General features: G+C 72.0%; 11 protein-coding genes. 4 read left to right on the forward strand and 7 right to left on the reverse strand.

Going from position 1 to position 18,873, the window contains the following annotated elements:
- Positions 1 to 55 precede the first annotated feature (55 nt).
- The 3 genes from EDD40_RS26940 to yhjD all read left to right on the forward strand — a co-directional run bounded on the left by EDD40_RS26940 (position 56) and on the right by yhjD (position 2,513).
- Positions 56 to 343, forward strand: coding sequence for a hypothetical protein (locus EDD40_RS26940; protein WP_123745397.1), 288 nt, complete (start codon positions 56 to 58; stop codon positions 341 to 343).
- Between the two features lie 69 nt (positions 344 to 412).
- Positions 413 to 1,474 carry a tryptophan--tRNA ligase gene (trpS, locus tag EDD40_RS26945; RefSeq protein ID WP_170185461.1) on the forward strand — a complete coding sequence of 354 codons (1,062 nt, stop codon included), beginning with the start codon at positions 413 to 415 and terminating at the stop codon, positions 1,472 to 1,474.
- Positions 1,475 to 1,499: 25 nt separating this feature from the next.
- Positions 1,500 to 2,513: an inner membrane protein YhjD gene (yhjD, locus tag EDD40_RS26950; RefSeq protein WP_123745398.1), complete on the forward strand. Its 1,014-nt coding sequence runs from the start codon at positions 1,500 to 1,502 to the stop codon at positions 2,511 to 2,513.
- 30 nt (positions 2,514 to 2,543) lie between these two features.
- Here the strand turns inward: yhjD and EDD40_RS26955 are convergent, their stop codons facing one another.
- Both EDD40_RS26955 and EDD40_RS26960 read right to left on the reverse strand, forming a co-directional pair.
- Positions 2,544 to 2,888 (reverse strand): hypothetical protein, encoded by a 345-nt coding sequence (locus EDD40_RS26955; protein ID WP_123745399.1) that lies wholly within the window; start codon positions 2,886 to 2,888, stop codon positions 2,544 to 2,546.
- Between the two features lie 24 nt (positions 2,889 to 2,912).
- Positions 2,913 to 3,149, reverse strand: coding sequence for an SCO4848 family membrane protein (locus EDD40_RS26960; protein WP_123745400.1), 237 nt, complete (start codon positions 3,147 to 3,149; stop codon positions 2,913 to 2,915).
- A gap of 60 nt (positions 3,150 to 3,209) precedes the next feature.
- On the opposite strand from EDD40_RS26960, the gene EDD40_RS26965 reads away from it, so the two are divergent.
- On the forward strand, positions 3,210 to 4,499 hold the full coding sequence (locus tag EDD40_RS26965) for a D-alanyl-D-alanine carboxypeptidase family protein (protein ID WP_123745401.1): 1,290 nt from the start codon (positions 3,210 to 3,212) through the stop codon (positions 4,497 to 4,499).
- 150 nt (positions 4,500 to 4,649) lie between these two features.
- Here the strand turns inward: EDD40_RS26965 and EDD40_RS26970 are convergent, their stop codons facing one another.
- The 5 genes from EDD40_RS26970 to EDD40_RS26990 form a co-directional block, all read right to left on the reverse strand.
- Positions 4,650 to 5,432 (reverse strand): succinate dehydrogenase iron-sulfur subunit, encoded by a 783-nt coding sequence (locus EDD40_RS26970; RefSeq protein WP_123745402.1) that lies wholly within the window; start codon positions 5,430 to 5,432, stop codon positions 4,650 to 4,652.
- Entirely contained in the window at positions 5,432 to 7,183 is a 1,752-nt protein-coding gene (gene sdhA, locus EDD40_RS26975; protein ID WP_123745403.1) for a succinate dehydrogenase flavoprotein subunit, read from the reverse strand. The genes EDD40_RS26970 and sdhA overlap by 1 nt, the downstream gene beginning before the upstream one ends.
- 25 nt (positions 7,184 to 7,208) lie before the next feature.
- Positions 7,209 to 7,619, reverse strand: a complete 411-nt coding sequence (locus EDD40_RS26980) for a succinate dehydrogenase hydrophobic membrane anchor subunit (protein WP_123745404.1) — start codon at positions 7,617 to 7,619, stop codon at positions 7,209 to 7,211.
- Between the two features lie 2 nt (positions 7,620 to 7,621).
- Positions 7,622 to 8,047: a succinate dehydrogenase, cytochrome b556 subunit gene (sdhC, locus tag EDD40_RS26985; protein ID WP_123745405.1), complete on the reverse strand. Its 426-nt coding sequence runs from the start codon at positions 8,045 to 8,047 to the stop codon at positions 7,622 to 7,624.
- 239 nt (positions 8,048 to 8,286) lie between these two features.
- Positions 8,287 to 18,252: a hypothetical protein gene (locus EDD40_RS26990; RefSeq protein WP_148088926.1), complete on the reverse strand. Its 9,966-nt coding sequence runs from the start codon at positions 18,250 to 18,252 to the stop codon at positions 8,287 to 8,289.
- Positions 18,253 to 18,873 lie beyond the last annotated feature (621 nt).

Below are 18,873 nucleotides of genomic sequence, written 5' to 3' on the forward strand. Positions count from 1 at the left end.
TCAACCAGGTTCACTCCTCGGTGGAGTGGCACGGTGTTGGTGAGGAGGCTGGGCGGTGCGCGGTCGCGGTGCGGTCCTGGGTCTGGTCCTGGGCGTGGCGTCGTCCCTGGTCGTCGAAGGTGTCGCGGTCGCGGCCGACGGCGCGGTGGCGGCTCCGGTCTCCCTCGAGGCGCCGGTCGGCATCGCCGCGGTGGCGTTCGGCGCGATCGGCCTGGTGGCCGGCCTGGTCCGGCGTCGCCGGACGGCGGTGGTGCGCACGGCGGCGAACCAGCCCGTCGTCATCACCCCGGTCGTCGACGGCGGCGACGCGACCGACGTGCGGCCCGCCACCACCGGGGTCTGATCGGCCTGGGAGAATCCTCCCGTGGCTGTCGAAAACTCTGTGGAGAACACCGCGGGCGAGGTCGCAGGCCTGCCTGCCGAGAACCCGGCTCCGGCTCAGGCCCCGGTGAGCCGCCCCCGCGTGCTGTCCGGCATCCAGCCGACCGCGGGCTCGTTCCACCTCGGCAACTACCTCGGCGCGCTGCGCCAGTGGGTGGCGCTGCAGGAGACGCACGAGGCGTTCTACTGCGTGGTCGACCTGCACGCCATCACCGTCGAGCAGGACCCCAAGGTGCTGCGCCGCAACACCCGCGTGTCCGCCGCGCAGCTGCTCGCGCTCGGCATCGACCCGGACCGCTCGTCGCTGTTCGTGCAGTCGCACGTCCCCGAGCACGCGCAGCTCGCGTGGGTCATGCAGTGCCTGACCGGCTTCGGCGAGGCCAGCCGGATGACCCAGTTCAAGGACAAGTCCGCGCGGCAGACCGCGGGCGGAGCCGGCGATCAGACGACAGCGGCCATCGGCGTCGGCCTGTTCACGTACCCGATCCTGCAGGCCGCGGACATCCTGCTCTACCAGGCGCACCACGTGCCGGTCGGCGAGGACCAGCGGCAGCACCTGGAGCTGACCCGCGACCTGGCGCAGCGGTTCAACACCCGCTACGGCAAGACGTTCCGGCTGCCCGAGCCCTACATCGTCAAGGACACGGCCAAGATCTACGACCTGCAGGACCCGACGTCGAAGATGTCGAAGTCCGTGCCGGCGGGCGTGGTCGAGCTGCTGGAGGACCCGAAGCGGTCGGCCAAGAAGATCCGGTCGGCGGTCACGGACACCGGCCGCGAGATCGTGTACGACCCGGAGCGCAAGGCCGGCGTGAGCAACCTGCTGGTGATCTACTCCGCGTTGACCGGGCGCACGGTCGAGTCGCTGGTCGCCGACTACGACGGCAAGGGCTACGGGGACCTGAAGAAGGACCTCGGCGAGGTGTTCACCGAGTTCGTCACGCCCGTCCAGGCGCGGGTGGCCGAGTACCTGGACGACACCGCCGAGCTGGACAAGGTGCTGGCCCGGGGCGCGGAACGGGCGCGCGCGGTGGCCGCGAAGACGTTGGCGCGGGCCTACGACCGGATCGGGTTCCTGTCGAGTGGCGACTGATCACCTGACGCACTAACTTTTCCGTGTGGCGGAAAAGGGTGGGACCGACGAGTCGAAGCTCGACCGGCTGCGCCGGCGCAAGCCGTGGCTGGACCACCTGCTCCGCGCCGCCGACCGGTACAGCGAGAGCTACGGGGCGCACTACGCGGCGGCCGTGACCTACTTCAGCGTGCTGTCGCTCGTGCCCATGCTCATGATCGGGTTCGCGGTCGCCGGTTTCGTGCTCGCCTCGCAGCCCGAGCTGCTCGACGAGCTGGAGGTCTCCATCGCCGAGGCGGTGCCGGGCGCGCTCGGCGACACCATCAACGAAGTGGTGCAGCAGGCCATCGACTCCAAGGGCACGGTCGGCGTGCTCGGCCTGCTCACCGCCGCCTACTCCGGCCTGGGGTGGATGAGCAACCTGCGTGACGCCCTGACCGCGCAGTGGGGCCACGCCAAGGAGGACCTGCCGTTCTTCAAGACCATGGTGAAAGACCTGTTGGCGCTGGTCAGCCTGGGTGCGGCGCTGGTGGTGTCGTTCGGTCTGACGGCGGCGGGCAGCGGACTGGCCGAGCTGGTGCTGCGGTGGGTCGGCCTGGACGGCGTCTGGTGGGCCGAGGCGCTGCTGAAGATCGGCACGATCGTGCTCGGCCTGGTGGCGAACTGGCTGGTGTTCCTGTGGGTGCTGGCCAAGCTGCCGCGCAAGCCGTTCAGCCTGCGCAGCGCGGCCAAGGGCGCGGCCGCCGCGGCGTTCGTGTTCGAGGTGCTCAAGCAGGGCGGGACGCTCTACCTGAGCACGGTCACCTCGTCACCGGCGGGCGCGGCGTTCGGCCCGATCATCGGTGTGCTGTTCTTCGCGAACCTGGTGGCCCAGTCGCTGCTGTTCATCACCGCCTGGACGGCCACCGCGCGGGAGAACCTGCTGCGCGACCCGATCGTGCCGCCGCCGCCCGCGGTGATCCGGCCGGTGGTGGAGGTGCGGTCCGGTCCCAGCCCCCGCGCCGCCGTCGGACTGGTCGGCGCGGGGCTGCTGCTGGGCGCGTTGTTCCGGCGGCGTTGAGCGCCGGTCGGCCCAGGCCCAGTGGGCGGCTCAGGTCCAGAAGACGGCGATGCCGACGTTCAGCACGACCAGGCCGGCCAGGACGGGCGCGAGCCAGGCGGCGGGCTTCTTCTTCAGGTTGACCGCGACCAGCGCCGCGATGACGACCAGGACCAGCAGCTTCACCCCGATCTTGATGTTGTTGTAGTCCTGGTCGGTCAGCGGGGCCAGGCCCATCAGCGCCACGCCGGTGAGCAGCTGCAACGCGCTGCCGTGCAGCCAGCCCTTGTTCAGCGGCGCGTCGGCCCCCACCCGGCGCTGGACGAAGAACATCGCGATCAGCATGCCCATGCCGAGCAGGTGCAGGAACACCAGCAGTAGGCGCACGAACTCCACGGCGGAGCCTCCAGGTGTGGTGGGTTACTCGCTCTTGGCGCTGCCGGCCGCCCGCAGCCCGCGCACGCCCAACACGCCGATGACCGTGCCGAACGTGAGCGACGCGACGACGAGCAGCAGGTGGACGGTGAAGAACGCGGTCGGGCCGCCGTCCCACGAACGGGGGTCCTTCCAGATGTTGCGCAGGAAGGTCGGCCAGATCACCCAGGACCACACCCCGAAGGCGGACAGGAAGACGGACATGCCTCGGGAGAGCTTCACCGGAGCAGTATCCGACGTGGCGGGTGCAGGTCACTCATCCGGGGTGGCTAGCCTGGGCAGGTGCGTTCCTCCGCGTTCCGACGGCCCGTTGCCCTGGTCCTGGCTGCTTGCGCGCTGATGGCCGGCGCGTCGTTCGTGGCCGCACCGGTCGCGTCGGCACAGCCGGCCTGCGAGAACAAGGTGTCACCGCCCCCGCCGGTGGACACGTCCGAACAGGTGGCGCCAGGCGAGAAGCCCCCACCGCCGATCGAGGTACCGGAGAGCCCGATCGGGGGACAGCGCCTCGGTGAGTGCGGCCTCGTGCTGCCACCGAACGCGCCCGTGCCCCCGGACGGCATCACCGCCGAGAGCTGGCTGCTGGCCGACATGAACAGCGGCGCCGTGCTGGCGGCCCTCGACCCGCACGGCCGGCAGCGGCCCGCGTCGGTGATCAAGGTGCTGCTGGCGATGGTGGTGGCCAAGGAGCTGCCGCCCGACGCCACGGTCACGGCCACCCCGGAGGACCTGGCGCAGGAGTGCACCTGCGTGGGTCTGCGCAGCGGCGCCGAGTACACCGTCGAGCAGATGCTGCACGCGCTGGTGATGGCCTCGGGCAACGACGTGGCGCACGCGCTGGCCCGTCGGCTGGGCGGGGTGCCGTCGGCGATCCGGAAGATGAACGCCCTGGCGGCCGAGCTGGGCGCGCTGGACACGCGGGCCGTGACGCCGTCCGGGCTGGACGCGCCGGGCACGTCGACCTCGGCCTACGACGTGGCGCTGATCTACCGCGAGGCGATGAAGTACCCGGACTTCGTCAAGGCCGTGATGACGCAGCGCATCGACTTCCCGGCGCCCAACGGCGGCGGGACCGTGCCGGTCGTCAACGACAACCGGCTGCTGACCACGTACGAGGGGGCGTTGGGCGGCAAGTCCGGCTTCACCGACGACGCGCAGCACACCTACGTGGGCGCGGCCGAGCGCGGCGGCAAGCGGCTCGTCGTCGTGCTGCTGCGCGGCCAGCAGCAGCCGATCCGGATGACCGACCAGGCCGCCCGCCTGCTCGACTACGGCTTCGCCCTGGAACCGGCCGCGTCCGGCAACCCGGTCGGCCGGCTGGTCGAGGGCGCGCCGCAGGCCAAGAAGAAGACCACCGAGGCCCGGCCGACGCCGACCAGCGCGGGTGTGGGCGAGGTCGCCAACACCACGCCGGACGGCACCCAGCCCTCCGCCATGGAGACCGCGTTCGGCAACGTCGGCGGCCCGATCACCGCCGTCGCCGGCCTGGGCCTGCTCCTGGGCCTGGTGATGTACCTGCGCAACCGCCGCGCCAAGGCCGCCCGCGCCGCCCGCGCCCGCCAACAATCCCTCTAACCCGCGTGTCCTACGTTCGCGTCACGCGTGTCCTACGTTCTGAACAGGCATGTTGAACGCTCAGAACACCGAGCCGGTGTTCTGAGCGTTCAACATGGGGTGCACGAACGTAGGACACGCGTGTTCCGAACGTAGGACACGCGCGGGGGGTCAGGTGCGCTTGAAGAGGAGGGCGCGCTTGACTTCCTGGATGGCCTTGGTGACCTGGATGCCGCGAGGGCAGGCGTCGGTGCAGTTGAACGTCGTCCGGCAGCGCCACACGCCGTCCACGTCGTTCAGGATGTCCAGCCGCTCCTCGGCGCCCTCGTCCCGGCTGTCGAAGATGAACCGGTGCGCGTTCACGATCGCCGCCGGGCCGAAGTACGAGCCCTCGGTCCAGTACACCGGGCACGACGTGGTGCACGCCGCGCACAGGATGCACTTGGTGGTGTCGTCGAACCGCTCGCGGTCGGCGATGGACTGGACCCGCTCACGCGTCGGCTCGTTGCCGTACGTGATGAGGTACGGCTTGACCGCCTTGAACGCCTCGAAGAACGGCTCCATGTCGACCAGCAGGTCCTTGTGCACCGGCAGGCCCTTGATGGGCTCGATGGTGATCGTGGTGGGCTTGCCACCGGACGCCAGCAGGTCCTTCAGCAGCACCTTGCACGCCAGCCGGTTCACGCCGTTGATGCGCATCGCGTCCGACCCGCAGATGCCGTGCGCGCACGACCGGCGGAACGTCAGCGTCCCGTCGAGGTACCACTTCACGTAGTGCAGCAGGTTCAGCACGCGGTCCGACGGCAGGGCCGGGATCTCGAACGAGTCCCAGCGCGGCTCGTCGTCGAACTCGGGGTTGAACCGGCGCACCTTCAGGGTGACGGTGATCGCGCCGTCCGGCACGGGGGGCTGGTCGCCGCGCGAGCCGGTGGACACTTCAGCGGTAGCGGTCATCAGTACTTGCGCTCCATCGGCTGGTACCGGGTGAACGTCACGGGCTTGTAGTCGAGCCGGATGTCGGCCGCCAAGCCGTCGCCCTGCTTGTAGTACATGCTGTGGCGCATGAAGTTCGTGTCGTCGCGGTTCGGGTAGTCCTCGCGCGCGTGACCGCCGCGGGACTCCTTGCGCGCCAGCGCGCCCACGACGAGAACCTCGGCCAGCTCCAGGAGGAAGCCCAGCTCGACGGCTTCCAGGAGGTCGGTGTTGAACCGCTTCCCCTTGTCCTGCACGGTGATCCGCTGGTACCGCTCCTTCAACGCCTGCACGTCGTGCAGCGCCGTCTTGAGCGTGTCCTCGGTGCGGTACACCGACGCGTTGGCGTCCATGGTGGCCTGCAGCTCGGTGCGGATGTCCGCCACGCGCTCCTGGCCGTGCTCGGACAGCACCAGCGCCACCTGCGCCTCGACCTGCGCCGCGGGGTTCTCGGGCAGGTCGACGTGGTCGTGCGCCAACGCGTACTCGGCGGCGGCGATGCCCGCGCGGCGGCCGAACACGTTGATGTCCAGCAACGAGTTCGTGCCGAGCCGGTTCGCGCCGTGGACGGACACGCACGCGCACTCGCCGGCGGCGTAGAGGCCGGGCACGACGTGGTCGTTGTCCCGCAACACCTCGCCGTGCACGTTGGTCGGGATGCCGCCCATCGCGTAGTGCGCGGTCGGGTAGACCGGCACCGGCTCGGTCACCGGGTCGACCGCGAGGTACGTGCGGGCGAACTCGGTGATGTCGGGGAGCTTCGTCTCCAGCACCTCCGCGCCCAGGTGGGTGCAGTCCAGCAGCACGTAGTCCTTGTTCGGACCGGCGCCGCGGCCTTCCAGCACCTCCAGCGCCATGGACCGGGCCACGATGTCGCGCGGCGCGAGGTCCTTGATGGTCGGCGCGTAGCGCTCCATGAACCGCTCGCCGGAGCCGTTGCGGAGGATCGCGCCCTCACCGCGCGCGCCCTCGGTCAACAGGATGCCCAGGCCCGCCAGACCGGTCGGGTGGAACTGGTAGAACTCCATGTCCTCCAGCGGCAGGCCCTTGCGGAACACGATGCCCATGCCGTCGCCGGTGAGCGTGTGCGCGTTGGACGTGGTCTTGAAGACCTTGCCGAAGCCGCCGGTGGCGAACACCACGGACTTGGCCTGGAACACGTGGATCTCGCCGGTCGCCAGCTCGTAGGCCACCGCGCCGGTGCACACCGGGCCGTCGGCGGTCTCGGTCATGCAGATGTCGAGCACGTAGTACTCGTTGAAGAACTCGATGCCGTGCTTGACGCAGTTCTGGTACAGCGTCTGCAGGATCATGTGGCCGGTGCGGTCGGCCGCGTAGCACGCCCGGCGCACGGCCGCCTCGCCGTGGTTGCGGGTGTGGCCGCCGAACCGCCGCTGGTCGATCTTGCCCTCGGGCGTGCGGTTGAACGGCAGGCCCATCTTCTCCAGGTCGAGGACCGCGTCGATGGCCTCCTTCGCCATGATCTCGGCGGCGTCCTGGTCGACCAGGTAGTCACCGCCCTTGATCGTGTCGAAGGTGTGCCACTCCCAGTTGTCCTCCTCCACGTTCGCCAGCGCGGCGCACATGCCGCCCTGCGCGGCGCCCGTGTGGGAACGCGTGGGGTAGAGCTTGGTGAGCACGGCCGTGCGGGCGCGCTGGCCGGACTCGATCGCCGCGCGCATCCCGGCGCCACCCGCGCCGATGATGACGACGTCGTACTTGTGGAACTGCATGGCTCTGAGCACTCCCCGCAGCGGGTCAGTCGGTGATGTTCGGGTCGAAGGTGAAGATCACGTACGTGCCGAGGGCGATGATCAGCACCATCGAGACGTAGAGCAGCACCTTGAGCCAGAACCGGGTCGCGTCCTTGCGGGCGTAGTCGTTGATCACGGTGCGCAGGCCGTTGCCGCCGTGGATCTGGGCCAGCCACAGCATGGCCAGGTCCCACATCTGCCAGAACGGCGAGGCCCAGCGGCCGGCGACGAAGCCGAAGTTGATGCGGTGCACACCGCCGTCGAGGATGTTCATGATGAACAGGTGCCCGAGCACCAGCACCACCAGCGCGACACCCGAGATGCGCATGAACAGCCAGCTGTACAGCTCGAAGTTGCTGCGGCGGGCGGCGGGGCGGCGCGGTGCGCGCGGCTTGGCCAGGGTCAGTTCGCTCATGATCAGTGACCCCCACCGAGCAGGTCGGTAACCGTGCGGACCATCATGAAGTAGGTGCCGGGGACCATCACCAGCACCCAGACGCCGAGCACCACCCACAGCATCTGCTTCTGGAAGCGCGCGCCCTTCTCCCAGAAGTCGACGAGCATCACGCGGATGCCGTTGAGCGCGTGGTAGAGGACCGCGCCGACCAGGCCGACCTCGAACAGGTTGACGATCGGGTTCTTGTAGGTCTCGATGACCTTGTCGTACGCGTCCGGCGACACCCGCACCAGCGCGGTGTCCAGGACGTGCGCGAACAGGAAGAAGAACGTCAGCACTCCGGTGATGCGGTGCGCGACCCAGGACCACATCCCCAGGTCGCCGCGGTAGAGCGTTCCGCCCCCTTTAGAGGTGCCCGCCCGCTCGGGTGCGGTGGTGCCGGCCATGCGCAACGGCCTCCAGCGTCAGTGGTGGACTGGTCTCCGGTACCTGCGTACTCGGACCTTGACCCCCGGATGCTAGTCCCGCTGGAGCCACCCGACCCAACAGCCCGACCCGTCTGTGAGCGACGAGACACCGGGTGGTCACTGGATCGATTCGCCTCACACGGTGGGGCGCCCGACTGTGCGGTGTCGGTCACCCCGACGGGTGACCGACACCGTCCACTGCGGACCTCGTCCGCTGGTCAGCGCGGTCGGTAGGTGGCCACCCCGTGCACCACGGCCAGGTCGACGTGGACCTCCGGCTGCACCGGTCCGGTGAACGGCGACAGCCACACCGGCTGCGGCACGCCGGGCAGGTGGATGACCAGGTTCACACCGAGGCGGGTCGCGATGAGCCGTCCGGCGAGGTCGCGGGCGTTGCCCGCCCTGGCGTTCTCCGCCTGGTCCCGCAGCGACCAGTTCAGGTTCTCCACCAGCGCGCCGTACAGGTGGGTCTTGCGCATCGGGTGGGCGGTGGTGAAGTCCGCGACGTGCTGCGCGACGCCCGCGGCGGAGGTCACCACCTCCTGCCGGAGCGCCACCGGCGGGATGTTGGCGACCTGCGCGACCGCCGCGTACAGGCCTCCCGGGGCCGGTGGCGGGGCGGAGGGCAGGAGGTCGTTCGCGGTGAACCGGAGGTGGGTCAGGGCCTCGTCGACGAGCTCCGGGGCCACCGGGCTCATCGGGCTCATCGCCGGCGGCGGGGGCGGGGGCGCGGGAGCCGGCCCTTGGGGTGGCTGCGCGGCGAACGTGTGCGAAGTGGACGGTCCAGGCACAGCGACAGGGGCAGGGGCAGCGGTGGTGGTGGTGTGGCTGCCGGAGGGCGGGGTGGGGGCCGGCGGGAGGGGTGGCGGTGGTGCGGTCGTGTCCGTCGTGGACGCGGCCGGCTGGGTGCCGTTCGTCGTGGACGCGGCCGGCTGGGTGCCGTTGGTCGTCGAGTCGGTCGGCGGGGTGATGGTGATGACCGGCGTGCCGCCGGGCGGCGGGGGAGGCGGGGTCGGGCGGTTGTAGTCGGCGATCCGCTGGTCCACCTCGATGCGGGCGTTCCACCAGTCGCGCTGGCGGGCGTCGGCGGCGGTGCGGCGGTTGTCCAGCTCCACCTCGGCGGCGGTGATCTCCGCTTCCAGGGCCGCGATGGTGCTCTCGACCTGCTGCTGCGCGGTCAGCGCGTGCTGACGGGCGTCCGCCGCGCGCTGGGCCGCGTCACGGCCGTTGCCCAGGTCGGTCTCGGCGGTCTCCAGCGCGCCCTGCGCGGTGTCCAGGTCGCCGTCGGCCCGGCCGAGGTCGGTCCGCGCCTGCTCGGCGGCGGTCCGGGCCTGCTCGGCCTTGGTCTGCGCGACGCCCTGCGCCTCGATCGCCTTGGTGTCGGCGACCTGAGCCGCCTCGGCGACCTCGACCGCCGCGTCGACCTCGGTCGCCCGGGTGTCGCGCGCGGCGCGGGCGTCGTCCACCTTGCCGACCAGGTCCTTGGCGACCTTGTCCTCGGCGATCGGCGGCGCGTCCTCGGGACGGTTGTCGAGGTGCGCGTCGAGGTCGCCCTGGGCGACGTCCAACGCCGCCTGCGCGTCGTCCAGCCTGACCCGTGCCGCGTCCAGCTCCGCGTTCGCGTCCGCCAGGTCGCGCCCGGTGGCCAGCACGGCGGCGTCCGCGTCGGACAGCGCGGCCTGCGCGTCCCGGTGGGCCGCGTCGAGGCCCGGGATCCGGTCGCGCAGGTCCGTGACCACGTCGTTCACGGCGTCGCGCCGGGTCTGCGCGTCCTGGACGGCCTGCTCCAGGGCGGGCACGCGGCCCGCTTCGGTGAGCTCGGCGCCGATGGCGGTGTTGTGCCCGACCTGCGAGGTCGTCAGGTCGTTCTGGAGCCGGGCGACGTCGGCGGCCACCCGGTTGATCACGGCCTGCGCGTCGTGCCGCGCCTTGTCCACCTCCAGCTCCGCGTCGCGCCACGCCTTGGCGGTGTCCTTCACCGCGGTCTGCGCGTCGCTCAACCCGGCGTCGAAGTCACGCCCGAGCACCGTCTCGGCTTCCGCCGCCGGCATCCGCACCGAGGCCGAGCCCGGCACGGCCAGGTCGACCACGCTGGTCCGGCCGCCGACCGTGGCGACCACGCGGTACTCCACGTCGAAGTCGACCAGGCCGGTGCGGCCCTGGGGCTTGAGGTTGTTGGCCTTGTTGGTCGCCGAGCCGCCGGACAGCGCCTCGGCGTCCTCGGCGGCGTGCCGGGTCTCGACGCCGCCGGTGGCGAAGCTCGCGGTGTCCTTCGGGTCCTGGGTCGGCGCGACCGAGGCGCTGCCGGTGGCCCAGCCCGCCGACACGTCGCCGGTCTCGCTGTGCTTGGCCTCGCCGGAGGTCGTGGTGACCGACGTCTTCGGGTTCTCCAGGTTCACGCCGTCGCTCAGGCCGCCCAGCCTCGGGTTGACCAGCTTGGCGTAGACCTTCACGTCGGCGTGCCGGCCGAACGTGAGCGCGGCCTCGTGCAGCCCCGGCACGTCCAAGGGGCCGTCGAGCATCCCCGGCAGGCTCGGCTGGAGGTTCTCCGAGCTGAGCGTCGACAGCAGGGTGTTCAGCGGGCCGGTGCCCTTGCCGGTGATGCCCTGGTTCGCGCCCGCCGCGGTCAGCGCCTGGATCGCCGCGGCCCGCAGGTCCCGGGCGCCGCGCAGGTTCTCCACCGACGCCTTGGGCGGCAACGTGGCCGGCGCGCCGCTCTGCTGCCAGGCGGCCGCGGCCTGCGGCGTGCCCTGCGCGGCCGGCTGCGCGGTCGTGGTCGACGAGTAGCCGGCCGGTGGCGTGGCGGCCGGGGTGAACACCTTCTGGTTGTCCGCGTGCAGCCGCACCACGACGTCCTGCGGCGGGGCGGTGGCGCTGGTGACGACCTGGTCGCCCTTCTCCACCACCAGCTCGAACTCGATGGGCACGGTGTACTTCGCGGCCGGTCCGCCGCCGGCGCGCAGGTGGCCGAACTGCTCGGTGGTGGCCTTGGTGACGTTGCTGCTGTGCTGCTGGCCGACGTTCGCGGCGGCGATCACGCCGACGCCGCCGGACACGTTCGGGTTCGCGCTGCCGGGCTGGGCGAGACCGGGCGACTTGAGGCCCACGCCCCAGCCGGTCGACCGGCCGAGGCCGTCGGTCACCTTCCGGGCGCCCGCGATGGTGTGCTCCATGTCGACGCCGTCGTTGACGACGCCGGCGAAGCTCGGCGCGTCCGTGATCCGCGCCTTGAGCGTGACCTGGTAGGTGTCCTTGCCGAACGTGCCCGGCTGGTGCAGCAGCAGCGGCACGCCGCCGTCCAGCGCGCTGTCGATCATCGCCTTGACGCTCGTCGGCGAGGTGAAGTCGACCAGCCGCTGGAAGTTGTTCATCGAGTCCTCGAGCACCGAGTCCGGCACCAGGTCGCTCTTGAACCGACCGCTGGTCTGCTGGTTCAGGTCGGTGATCAGCCCGGAGACCATGCCCGACAGGTTCGGCGCCGTGTCCAGCGTGCTCAGGCCGAGCGAGCTGGGCTGGTCCTGGGTCAGCGTGGCCGGCGGCGCCATCGTGCCGAACGTGGGCGGCGGGGTCTTCGGCTGCACCTTCGGCAGCACGCCCAGCTCGCGCGCCACGTCCTCGCTGACCCGCACGAACACGCCACCGGGCAGCGTGACCTTGGCGCCTTCGACGCGCGGCGTGCCGCCGTAGACGACGTTGCCCGACCGGCTCTCGCCGACCACGGTGACGTCCGCGTCGAGCTGGATCAGCACGGTCCGCGCGCTGGGCGGGGTGACGAAGTTGCGGTCGACGCTGCCGGTGACCTCGGTCGCGCTCGTCTTGGACGACGAGTACGGCGTGATCTTGCCCGCCACGGCGACACCGCCCGAACCCGACGCGGGTTTCGGCTCGCCCGCGGGCGGCGGCGCCACGTTCGGCTTGACCGGCAGGTTGACGCCGCCGGTGAGGTCGACGGTGTGGCTGCTGGTCCGCGCGTCACCGGCCTTGTAGCCGCCGGTGGCCGCGTTCTCCGTGCCGGTGTTGTCGGAGATCGACACCAGCTTCGGGTTGCCCAGCTCGATCGCCATGCCGATGGCGCCGGTGCGGTCGGTGACCCGGCGGCCGTACTTCAGGCCGCCCTCCTGCATGCCGGTCTCGGTGAGCTTGCGCAGGTTGGCCTTGATGCTCTCCGGGCTGAACAGCTTGTCGATCTGGTTGCGCGCCTCCGTGCCCGGCACGGTCAGCGACGAGTCGCCCCGCGCGGCCAGGTTGAGCGCCTCGATGGCCTGGTCGCGCACCGTCTCGGTGTTGACGACGGCCTCGACGTGCAGGAAGTCCGGCGCGGCCGGCCGCGGCGTCGACGGGTTGAGCAGCTCCTTGATCGACGGCGGGTGGTCCAGCCTGGTGGCCACCGGCTTGCCGGGCGCGAAGCCGGACGGGTCGTTGTCCATCGACGAGCTGTCCGCCACCCACAGGTGCACCGGGCCGGAGATCTGCGGCAGGCTCACCACGCCGGGCGCGTTGGGGCCGCCGGTCCTGGCGACCGGCTTGGGGTCGGGCACCTGGAGGATCGGCGAGCCGGGCGTGACCCGCTTCACCCACGACCGGTTGCGGCTGAACGTGGTGATCTCGACGACGAACTCCAGGTCCTGCGAGAACACCTGGGCGTTCGGGCTGCCGACGTTGAGGCCGGTGCTGGTGACCGTCGGTCCGCCGGTGTTCTTGCTGCCCCGCCCGTAGGTGTACTTCGCGCCCACCTGCGGCGTCGGGCTGAGCGACGCGGCCCCGGTCTTGACCGGGAACACCACCTTGCCCTCGACGCCGACGGAGACCGACTTCTGCGTCGCGGTGGTGCTGTCGAGCTTCGGCGCGGTGTTCGCCGAGCCGCGCACGTTGCGCGAGTCGACCTGGCCGAGGTGCCGGCCGCCCGCCGCCGGCCGCGCCCGGACGGTGATGTTGACGTACTCGTTGGTGGCCAGGCCGCGCTTCTTGAGCTGCACCTGCACACCGGGGCCGAGCAGGCTGTCCATCTTGGTCTTCAGCGCGGTCGGCGACAGCTCCGCGTCGAGCTTGCGCTGGTTGGCCATGGCCTCCGCGACGTCGGCCAGGCTCTGGCCCCGCCGGTTGCCGGTGGCCGGGTCGTTCCAGCCCGGCAGGAACTTGTCGAAGCCGGGCAGGTCGCGCAACGTGGCCTGGACCTGCGCCTGGACCTGTGCGCCGGGGCCGAACTCGCCGACCTTGACGTTGCCCGCCGCCAGGTCCGCGGCCAGGTAGGGCGGGAGGTACTTGGTGCCCGCCGTGCCGGGCTTGGTCAGCCCGGCGTCGGTGCCCGGCGGCACCGGCAGGGTCAGCGAGGCGGCCTCGGGCAGCCCGACCCGCATGTAGGTGGTGACCGGCATGACGACGTCCGCGCCGTTGGGCGTGCGGATGTGGACGTTCGCGGTCACCTTGTACAGGCCGGTGTCGCCCTTGAGCTGGATGCCGGTGCGGGTGCTGCTGGTCGTGCCCGCGTTCGAGGTCTCCGAGGTGCGGGCCGAGTACCCGCCGGTGACACCGGCCGCGCCGCCGATCACGCCGGGCAGCCCCACCCCGCCGCCGACGCCGGCCGCGATGTCGAAGCCGGTCTTCGTGGTGGCGGCCACGGAGCTGCCGGTGGCCTGGGACTCGTGCAGCCGGAGCTGGGCGGCGTCGGTCGTGCCGACCAGTTCGGCGCTCAGCAGGGTGGCCTTCATCTGCACGGCGTTGGCCTTGCTGCCGTGCGGGCTGACCAGGTCGGGCGAGGTGACCCAGCCGCCCAGCATCGCGCCGAGGTTGTCGCGGATGGTGGTCGGGTTGAGGAAGTCCTGCAGCGCGGTGCGGCCGGGCGCGCCGATCTTGGTGATCGACGGGTGCATCTTCGCGGCGACGTCGGTGAACGCCTGCTTCGCGTCGAAGTCCGTGACCGCTTCCGGTGTCGGGTGCTCCAGCTTGGCGCCCCAGCCCGGCGGCAGGGCCGCGGCCGGTTGGGCGTTGCCGGAGTTGGCGATCGTCTCCAGGTCGTTCGGCACGGCGAGGGTGACGCCGCCGTTGACCGCCTGCGTCGGGCGGGCGGTGCCGTTGGCGGCGGTCAGCGTGACCTGGAAGGAGACCGGGACGTCGACGTTGGTCGAGCTCTCGCCGCCCCGGATGAACCGCTGGTCCACCGTGCCGGAGGACGTGTTCAGCGTGGTGGCGGGGGTGGCGAGCTGCGACTTGCCGGCCAGCGAGCCGTACGGGCCGACACCCGCGCTCGCCGCCGCGGCCAGGCCCACGTCGTTGGCGGTGGTGAGGTTCGTGGCGGTGCCCGTGTTGGCCGCGGACTGGGCGGCCATGTCCACCTTGGTGGTGGTGGACGGCGTGCTGGTGGCCGCGGCGACGTCGGCCGGCGGCAGCATCACGGCCGTCACGTTGGCCTCGTACCAGGTGCCGTCGATCTTGACCTGGAAGTCGCGGCCCTGGCCGAGGAACGACTCGAAGTTGTTCTTCAGCGCGCTCTCGATGACGGCGGCGTCGGCCGGCGTGATGCCGGTCATCGTGCCGGTGACGTGCTGCGCGCCCCGCACGTCGGTGGGCGCGATCGTGCCCAGCGCCTTGCCCTGCTGGAAGAAGTCCGGCAGGTTCCGCGTCCCGAGGACCGGCCCCGGCGTGGGGTTGGGCGCCGGCGCCGGTGCTCCCGGGGCAGGCGCGGCGGTGGTGTTGGCGGTGGTGTTGGGGGTGGTCGACGTGGTGTTGGGGGCCGTCGGGTTGGTCAGGTCGACCATCGGGATCGGCGCGGAGATCGGCGGCCGGGACGGTGCGGGGGCGGCGCGGAACGGGTTGCGGAACGGCGCGTTCCGCGGCTGGACGTCGTTGCCGACGCCTCGCGTGGTCGCTGCGGTGTCCGGCGGGGCGGGGCGCGTGGTCGGCGCCGGGTTCGGCGGGGCGGGACGCGAGCCGGCCGGGTTGGCGGGAGGCGTCGGGCCGACGAAGTAGTCGCCGAGCATGGACTGGAACGTGGTGGTGGCGTCGAAGCTGTCCCACTTGGACCGCGGCCGGTCGAACTCCCGGTTCAGCGCGTCGATGTTGGCCTGGTAGCGGGCGCTGCCGTCGGAGAACTGGTTGTACTGGCTCGACTGCCCGAGGCGTTCGGCGAGCGCGTCGGTGATGTTGCGGGCCAGCAGCTCGGTCGTGGCCTCGTCGGGGTTGAGGTTCTTGTTGTAGACGCCGCCTTGTCCTTCGCGGTGGGCGAAGGTGGTGTCGCTGCCGACCGAGTGGACGTGCATGAACTCGTGGACGAGCAGGTGCCGGATCGCGTCGGCCTTGCGGGTGGGGTCGGTGGTGAGGCCGTCGAGGTGGTCGGTGTTGAGCAGCACGTGGCCGTTGATGGAGCGGGCCGGGTTGGTGAGGGTGCTCTCGACCAGCGCGTTCCGCTGGGCGTCCACGTCACCGTTCGGGCCGACCTTGGCCTGGGCGACCTGGTCCAGCAGGGTGTCGAGGCGGGCCGCGGCGGCCGGGTCGCCGTCGTTGAGCCGGCGCATGAAGTCGCCGGCCAGGATCTCGTCGCGGACCTGCCGCGGGTCGATGCCCTGCCCGTTGAGCTGGTCGGCGGTGATGTCGGAATCGCCGCGGTCGGTGGTCTTCAGCGCCGTGTCCAGCTCCTGCTGGACGGCGAAGTGCTTGGCGAACGTCTGCTGGTCGAGCTGCACGACCAGGTCGGGGTTCACGTCGGGCGTGGTCGTGATGCCGAACTCGCCGAGCTTGCCGGCCAACGCGTCGAACCCGGCCTTGACCTGCCCGAGGTCGACCTGGACGCCCGCGACGTCCAGCGGCACCGGGGTGATCTGGGCGGGCAGCCTGGTGAGGACGCCGTTCTTCAGGTCCGCGTCCCGCACGTTCGAGTAAGGGCCCGCCGGTGCGGTGCTCGTCGACGCCGAGGGCACGCCGGACCCGGGTGGCGGCGGCGGCGCTTGTGGGCCGGGCGGTGGGGGCGCCTGCGGACCGCGCGGCGCTCCCGGCGGCGGGGGCGGCGGGGGCGCTTGCGATCCGAACGTCGGCGCAGGCGCAGGTGGGGGCGGCGGTGCCTGCGACCCGAACGTCGGCGCGGGTGGCGGCGGGGGTGGGGGCGGCGGCGTCGTCTGCTGCGTGGCGGTGGTGCCCGGCGGGGGCGGCGGAGGAGGTGGCGGGGGCGGACCGGCGGGCTGGGCGTCGGCCTCGGTGTCGCTGTCCGTGTCGCCGACGGGCCGGGTCTGGAAGTCCGGCTGGGTGCCGTGGTCCGACGGACGTGCGGGCGGGGTCTGGCGGGGCGAGTCCGGGTTGTGCAGCGTGGCGTGGTCGGCGTCGGGCACCATCACCTGGCTGTCGGTGGTGCGCTCGATCGTCCACAGGTGGCGCGGCTTGATCGACGGGTCGGCGTGCACGCCCGCGCCCATCAGCCCGTCGTCGTTCACCACCAGGTTCGACTGGGTGTGCCCGGGCGGCAGCGGTTTGCCGTCGCTGTTGAAGATGCGGGCGCTCGGACCGGCCGCGTCCTTGTACTCGTCGGGCAGGCCGAAGTAGTGCGCCACCTCGTGGGCGAGCACGTTCTCCGAGGTCTGCGTGCCCCAGTTGAGCTGGTCCGCCGCCTTCGCCGTCGTCACGTCGACGGTCGTGTGCGCCTGCGCGGGGTCGGTGACGAACTCGACCCTGGCGTGGAACTGGTCGCCCGAGGGCAGCCGGTAACCCTGGTTCAGCAACCGGTTCACGCCGTCGGTGGTCTTCTGGGCCACCGCGTCCACATCGGACTGCGGGACGCCTTCACCGGGCTTGAGGTGCACCTTGAGGGTGTACTCCTTCACCCAGTTCCCGGGTGCCACCTCCATCCGGCGCACGTCGTGCCGGACGAGACCGGTGATGGAGTCGACGTTGCCCGGCGTGCTCGACCGCTGCACGTCGGCGACTTCGGTGTCGACCGTGCGCACGGGAGCCTTGTCCCGCACCGAGTCCCACTGCGCCGAGGGCTGCGGGTCCTTCGGCGCGAACCAGTCCGCGGTGCTCGCCGTGCTGTGCCGCCAGGACTCGTCCGCGGCGACGTCCTTGACGACCTTGCCGTCCGCGCCGTCCTTGGCGGGCGGCACGTCCGGGTCGGCCGTCGGCGGCGCGTCGACGTCGGCCGGTGGCGCGGAACGCGACTGGGTCGGGCCGGCGGGGTCGACGCCCTTGAAGTAGTCGTCGAGCATGTTCTGGAACGTGGCGTCGGGGTCGAACGGCGCGGCCCACCTGCCGCGGGTCTTGTCGAACTCCTTGTTGAGCGACTCGACGTTCTTCTGGTAGCGGTTGTCGCCGTTCTCGTCCTGGTTGTACTGGCTGGTCTCGCCGAGGCGCGCGGCCAGGGCGTCGGTGACGTTGCGGGCGAGCGTCTCGGTGACGGCTTCGTCGGGGTTGACGTTCGTGCTGTAGACGCCGCCCTGACCGTCGCGGTGGGCGAAGGTGATGTCGCTGCCGACCGAGTGGACGTGCATGAACTCGTGGACGAGCAGGTGCCGGATCGCGTCGGCCTTGCGGGTCGGGTCGGTGGTGAGGCCGTCGAGGTGACCGGTGTTGAGCAGCACGTGGCCGTTGATCGAGCGGGCCGGGTTGGTGCGGGTGCTCTCGACGAGCGCGTCACGGGCCGCGTCGACGTCGCCGTTGGGGCCGACCTTGGCTTGGACGACCTGGTCCAGCAGGGTGTCGAGGCGGTCGGTGGTGGCGCGGTCGCCGTTGCCGAGGCGGTGCATGAAGTCGCCGGCCAGGATCTCGGCGCGGACCTGGCGGACGTCGATGCTCTGGCCGTTGGGCAGCTGGATGACGGCCGGCCGGCCGGGGGCGGCGGAGTGCAGCGCCGTGTCCAGTTCCTGCTGCAGGGCGAAGTGCTTGGCGAACGTCTGCTCGTCGAACTGCACGACCAGGTCGGGGTTCACGTCGGGGATGGTCGTGATGCCGTGGTCGGCGCGCAGGGTGCCGAACATCGCGTCGAACCCGGCCTGCACCTGCCCGAGGTTGATCTCGACGTCGGTGACGGTCAGCGGCACGGACGGGAACTCGGCCGGCAGCCGGTTCAGCGTGCCGTTCTTCAGCGCCGCGTCCCGCCGGGGCGAGAAGGGTCCGGCGGGCGGGGTGGGCGCGCTGGTCTGCGCGCCGGGCGCACCGGGCGGCGGCGGAACCGGGATGCCGAACACCGGCGGGGGCGGCGGCACCTGAGTCCCGGGCCCCGGCGGTGGCGGGGGCACCGCTGCGCCGAATCCCGGCGGTGGCGGAGGCGGCTGCACCGCAGCACCGAACCCGGGCGGCGGCGGAGGTGGCGGCACGGTTGCGCCGAACCCCGGTGGCGGCGGGGGCGGCGGCACGACCGCCCCGGACCCGGGCGGTGGTGGGGGAGGCGGCGGTGCGGGCGCGTTGGTCTGCTGCCCGGGCGTCGTGGGGTCAGGCGCCGGCCGCGTGGCCGGCGGGTTGGCGGCTGGTGCGTTCGCGGCAGGCGGGGTCGCGACCGGCGGGGTCGCGGCAGGCGGGGTCGCGACCGGCGGCGCGGGCCGGGTCGTCGGTGGTGTGGCGGCAGGCGGTGTGGCGTCGGCAGGGGGTGCCGGTCGCGTGGCCGGCGGTGTGGCGGCAGGCGGGCTGGCGACCGGCGGCGTGGTGACCGGCGGCGTGCTGGCTGGCGGCGTGCTGGCCGGCGGAGTGCTGGTTGGTGGGCCGGCGACCGGCGGGGCAGTGACCGGCGGGGCAGTGACCGGGGGCGCGCTGACCGGGGGGTTGGCGGCCGGCGGGGTGTTCACCGTTGGCGTCGGGACTGGTGGCGCGGCGACCGGCGGTGGGGTGAC

Source organism: Saccharothrix texasensis (assembly GCF_003752005.1).
GTDB classification, from domain to species: domain Bacteria; phylum Actinomycetota; class Actinomycetes; order Mycobacteriales; family Pseudonocardiaceae; genus Actinosynnema; species Actinosynnema texasense.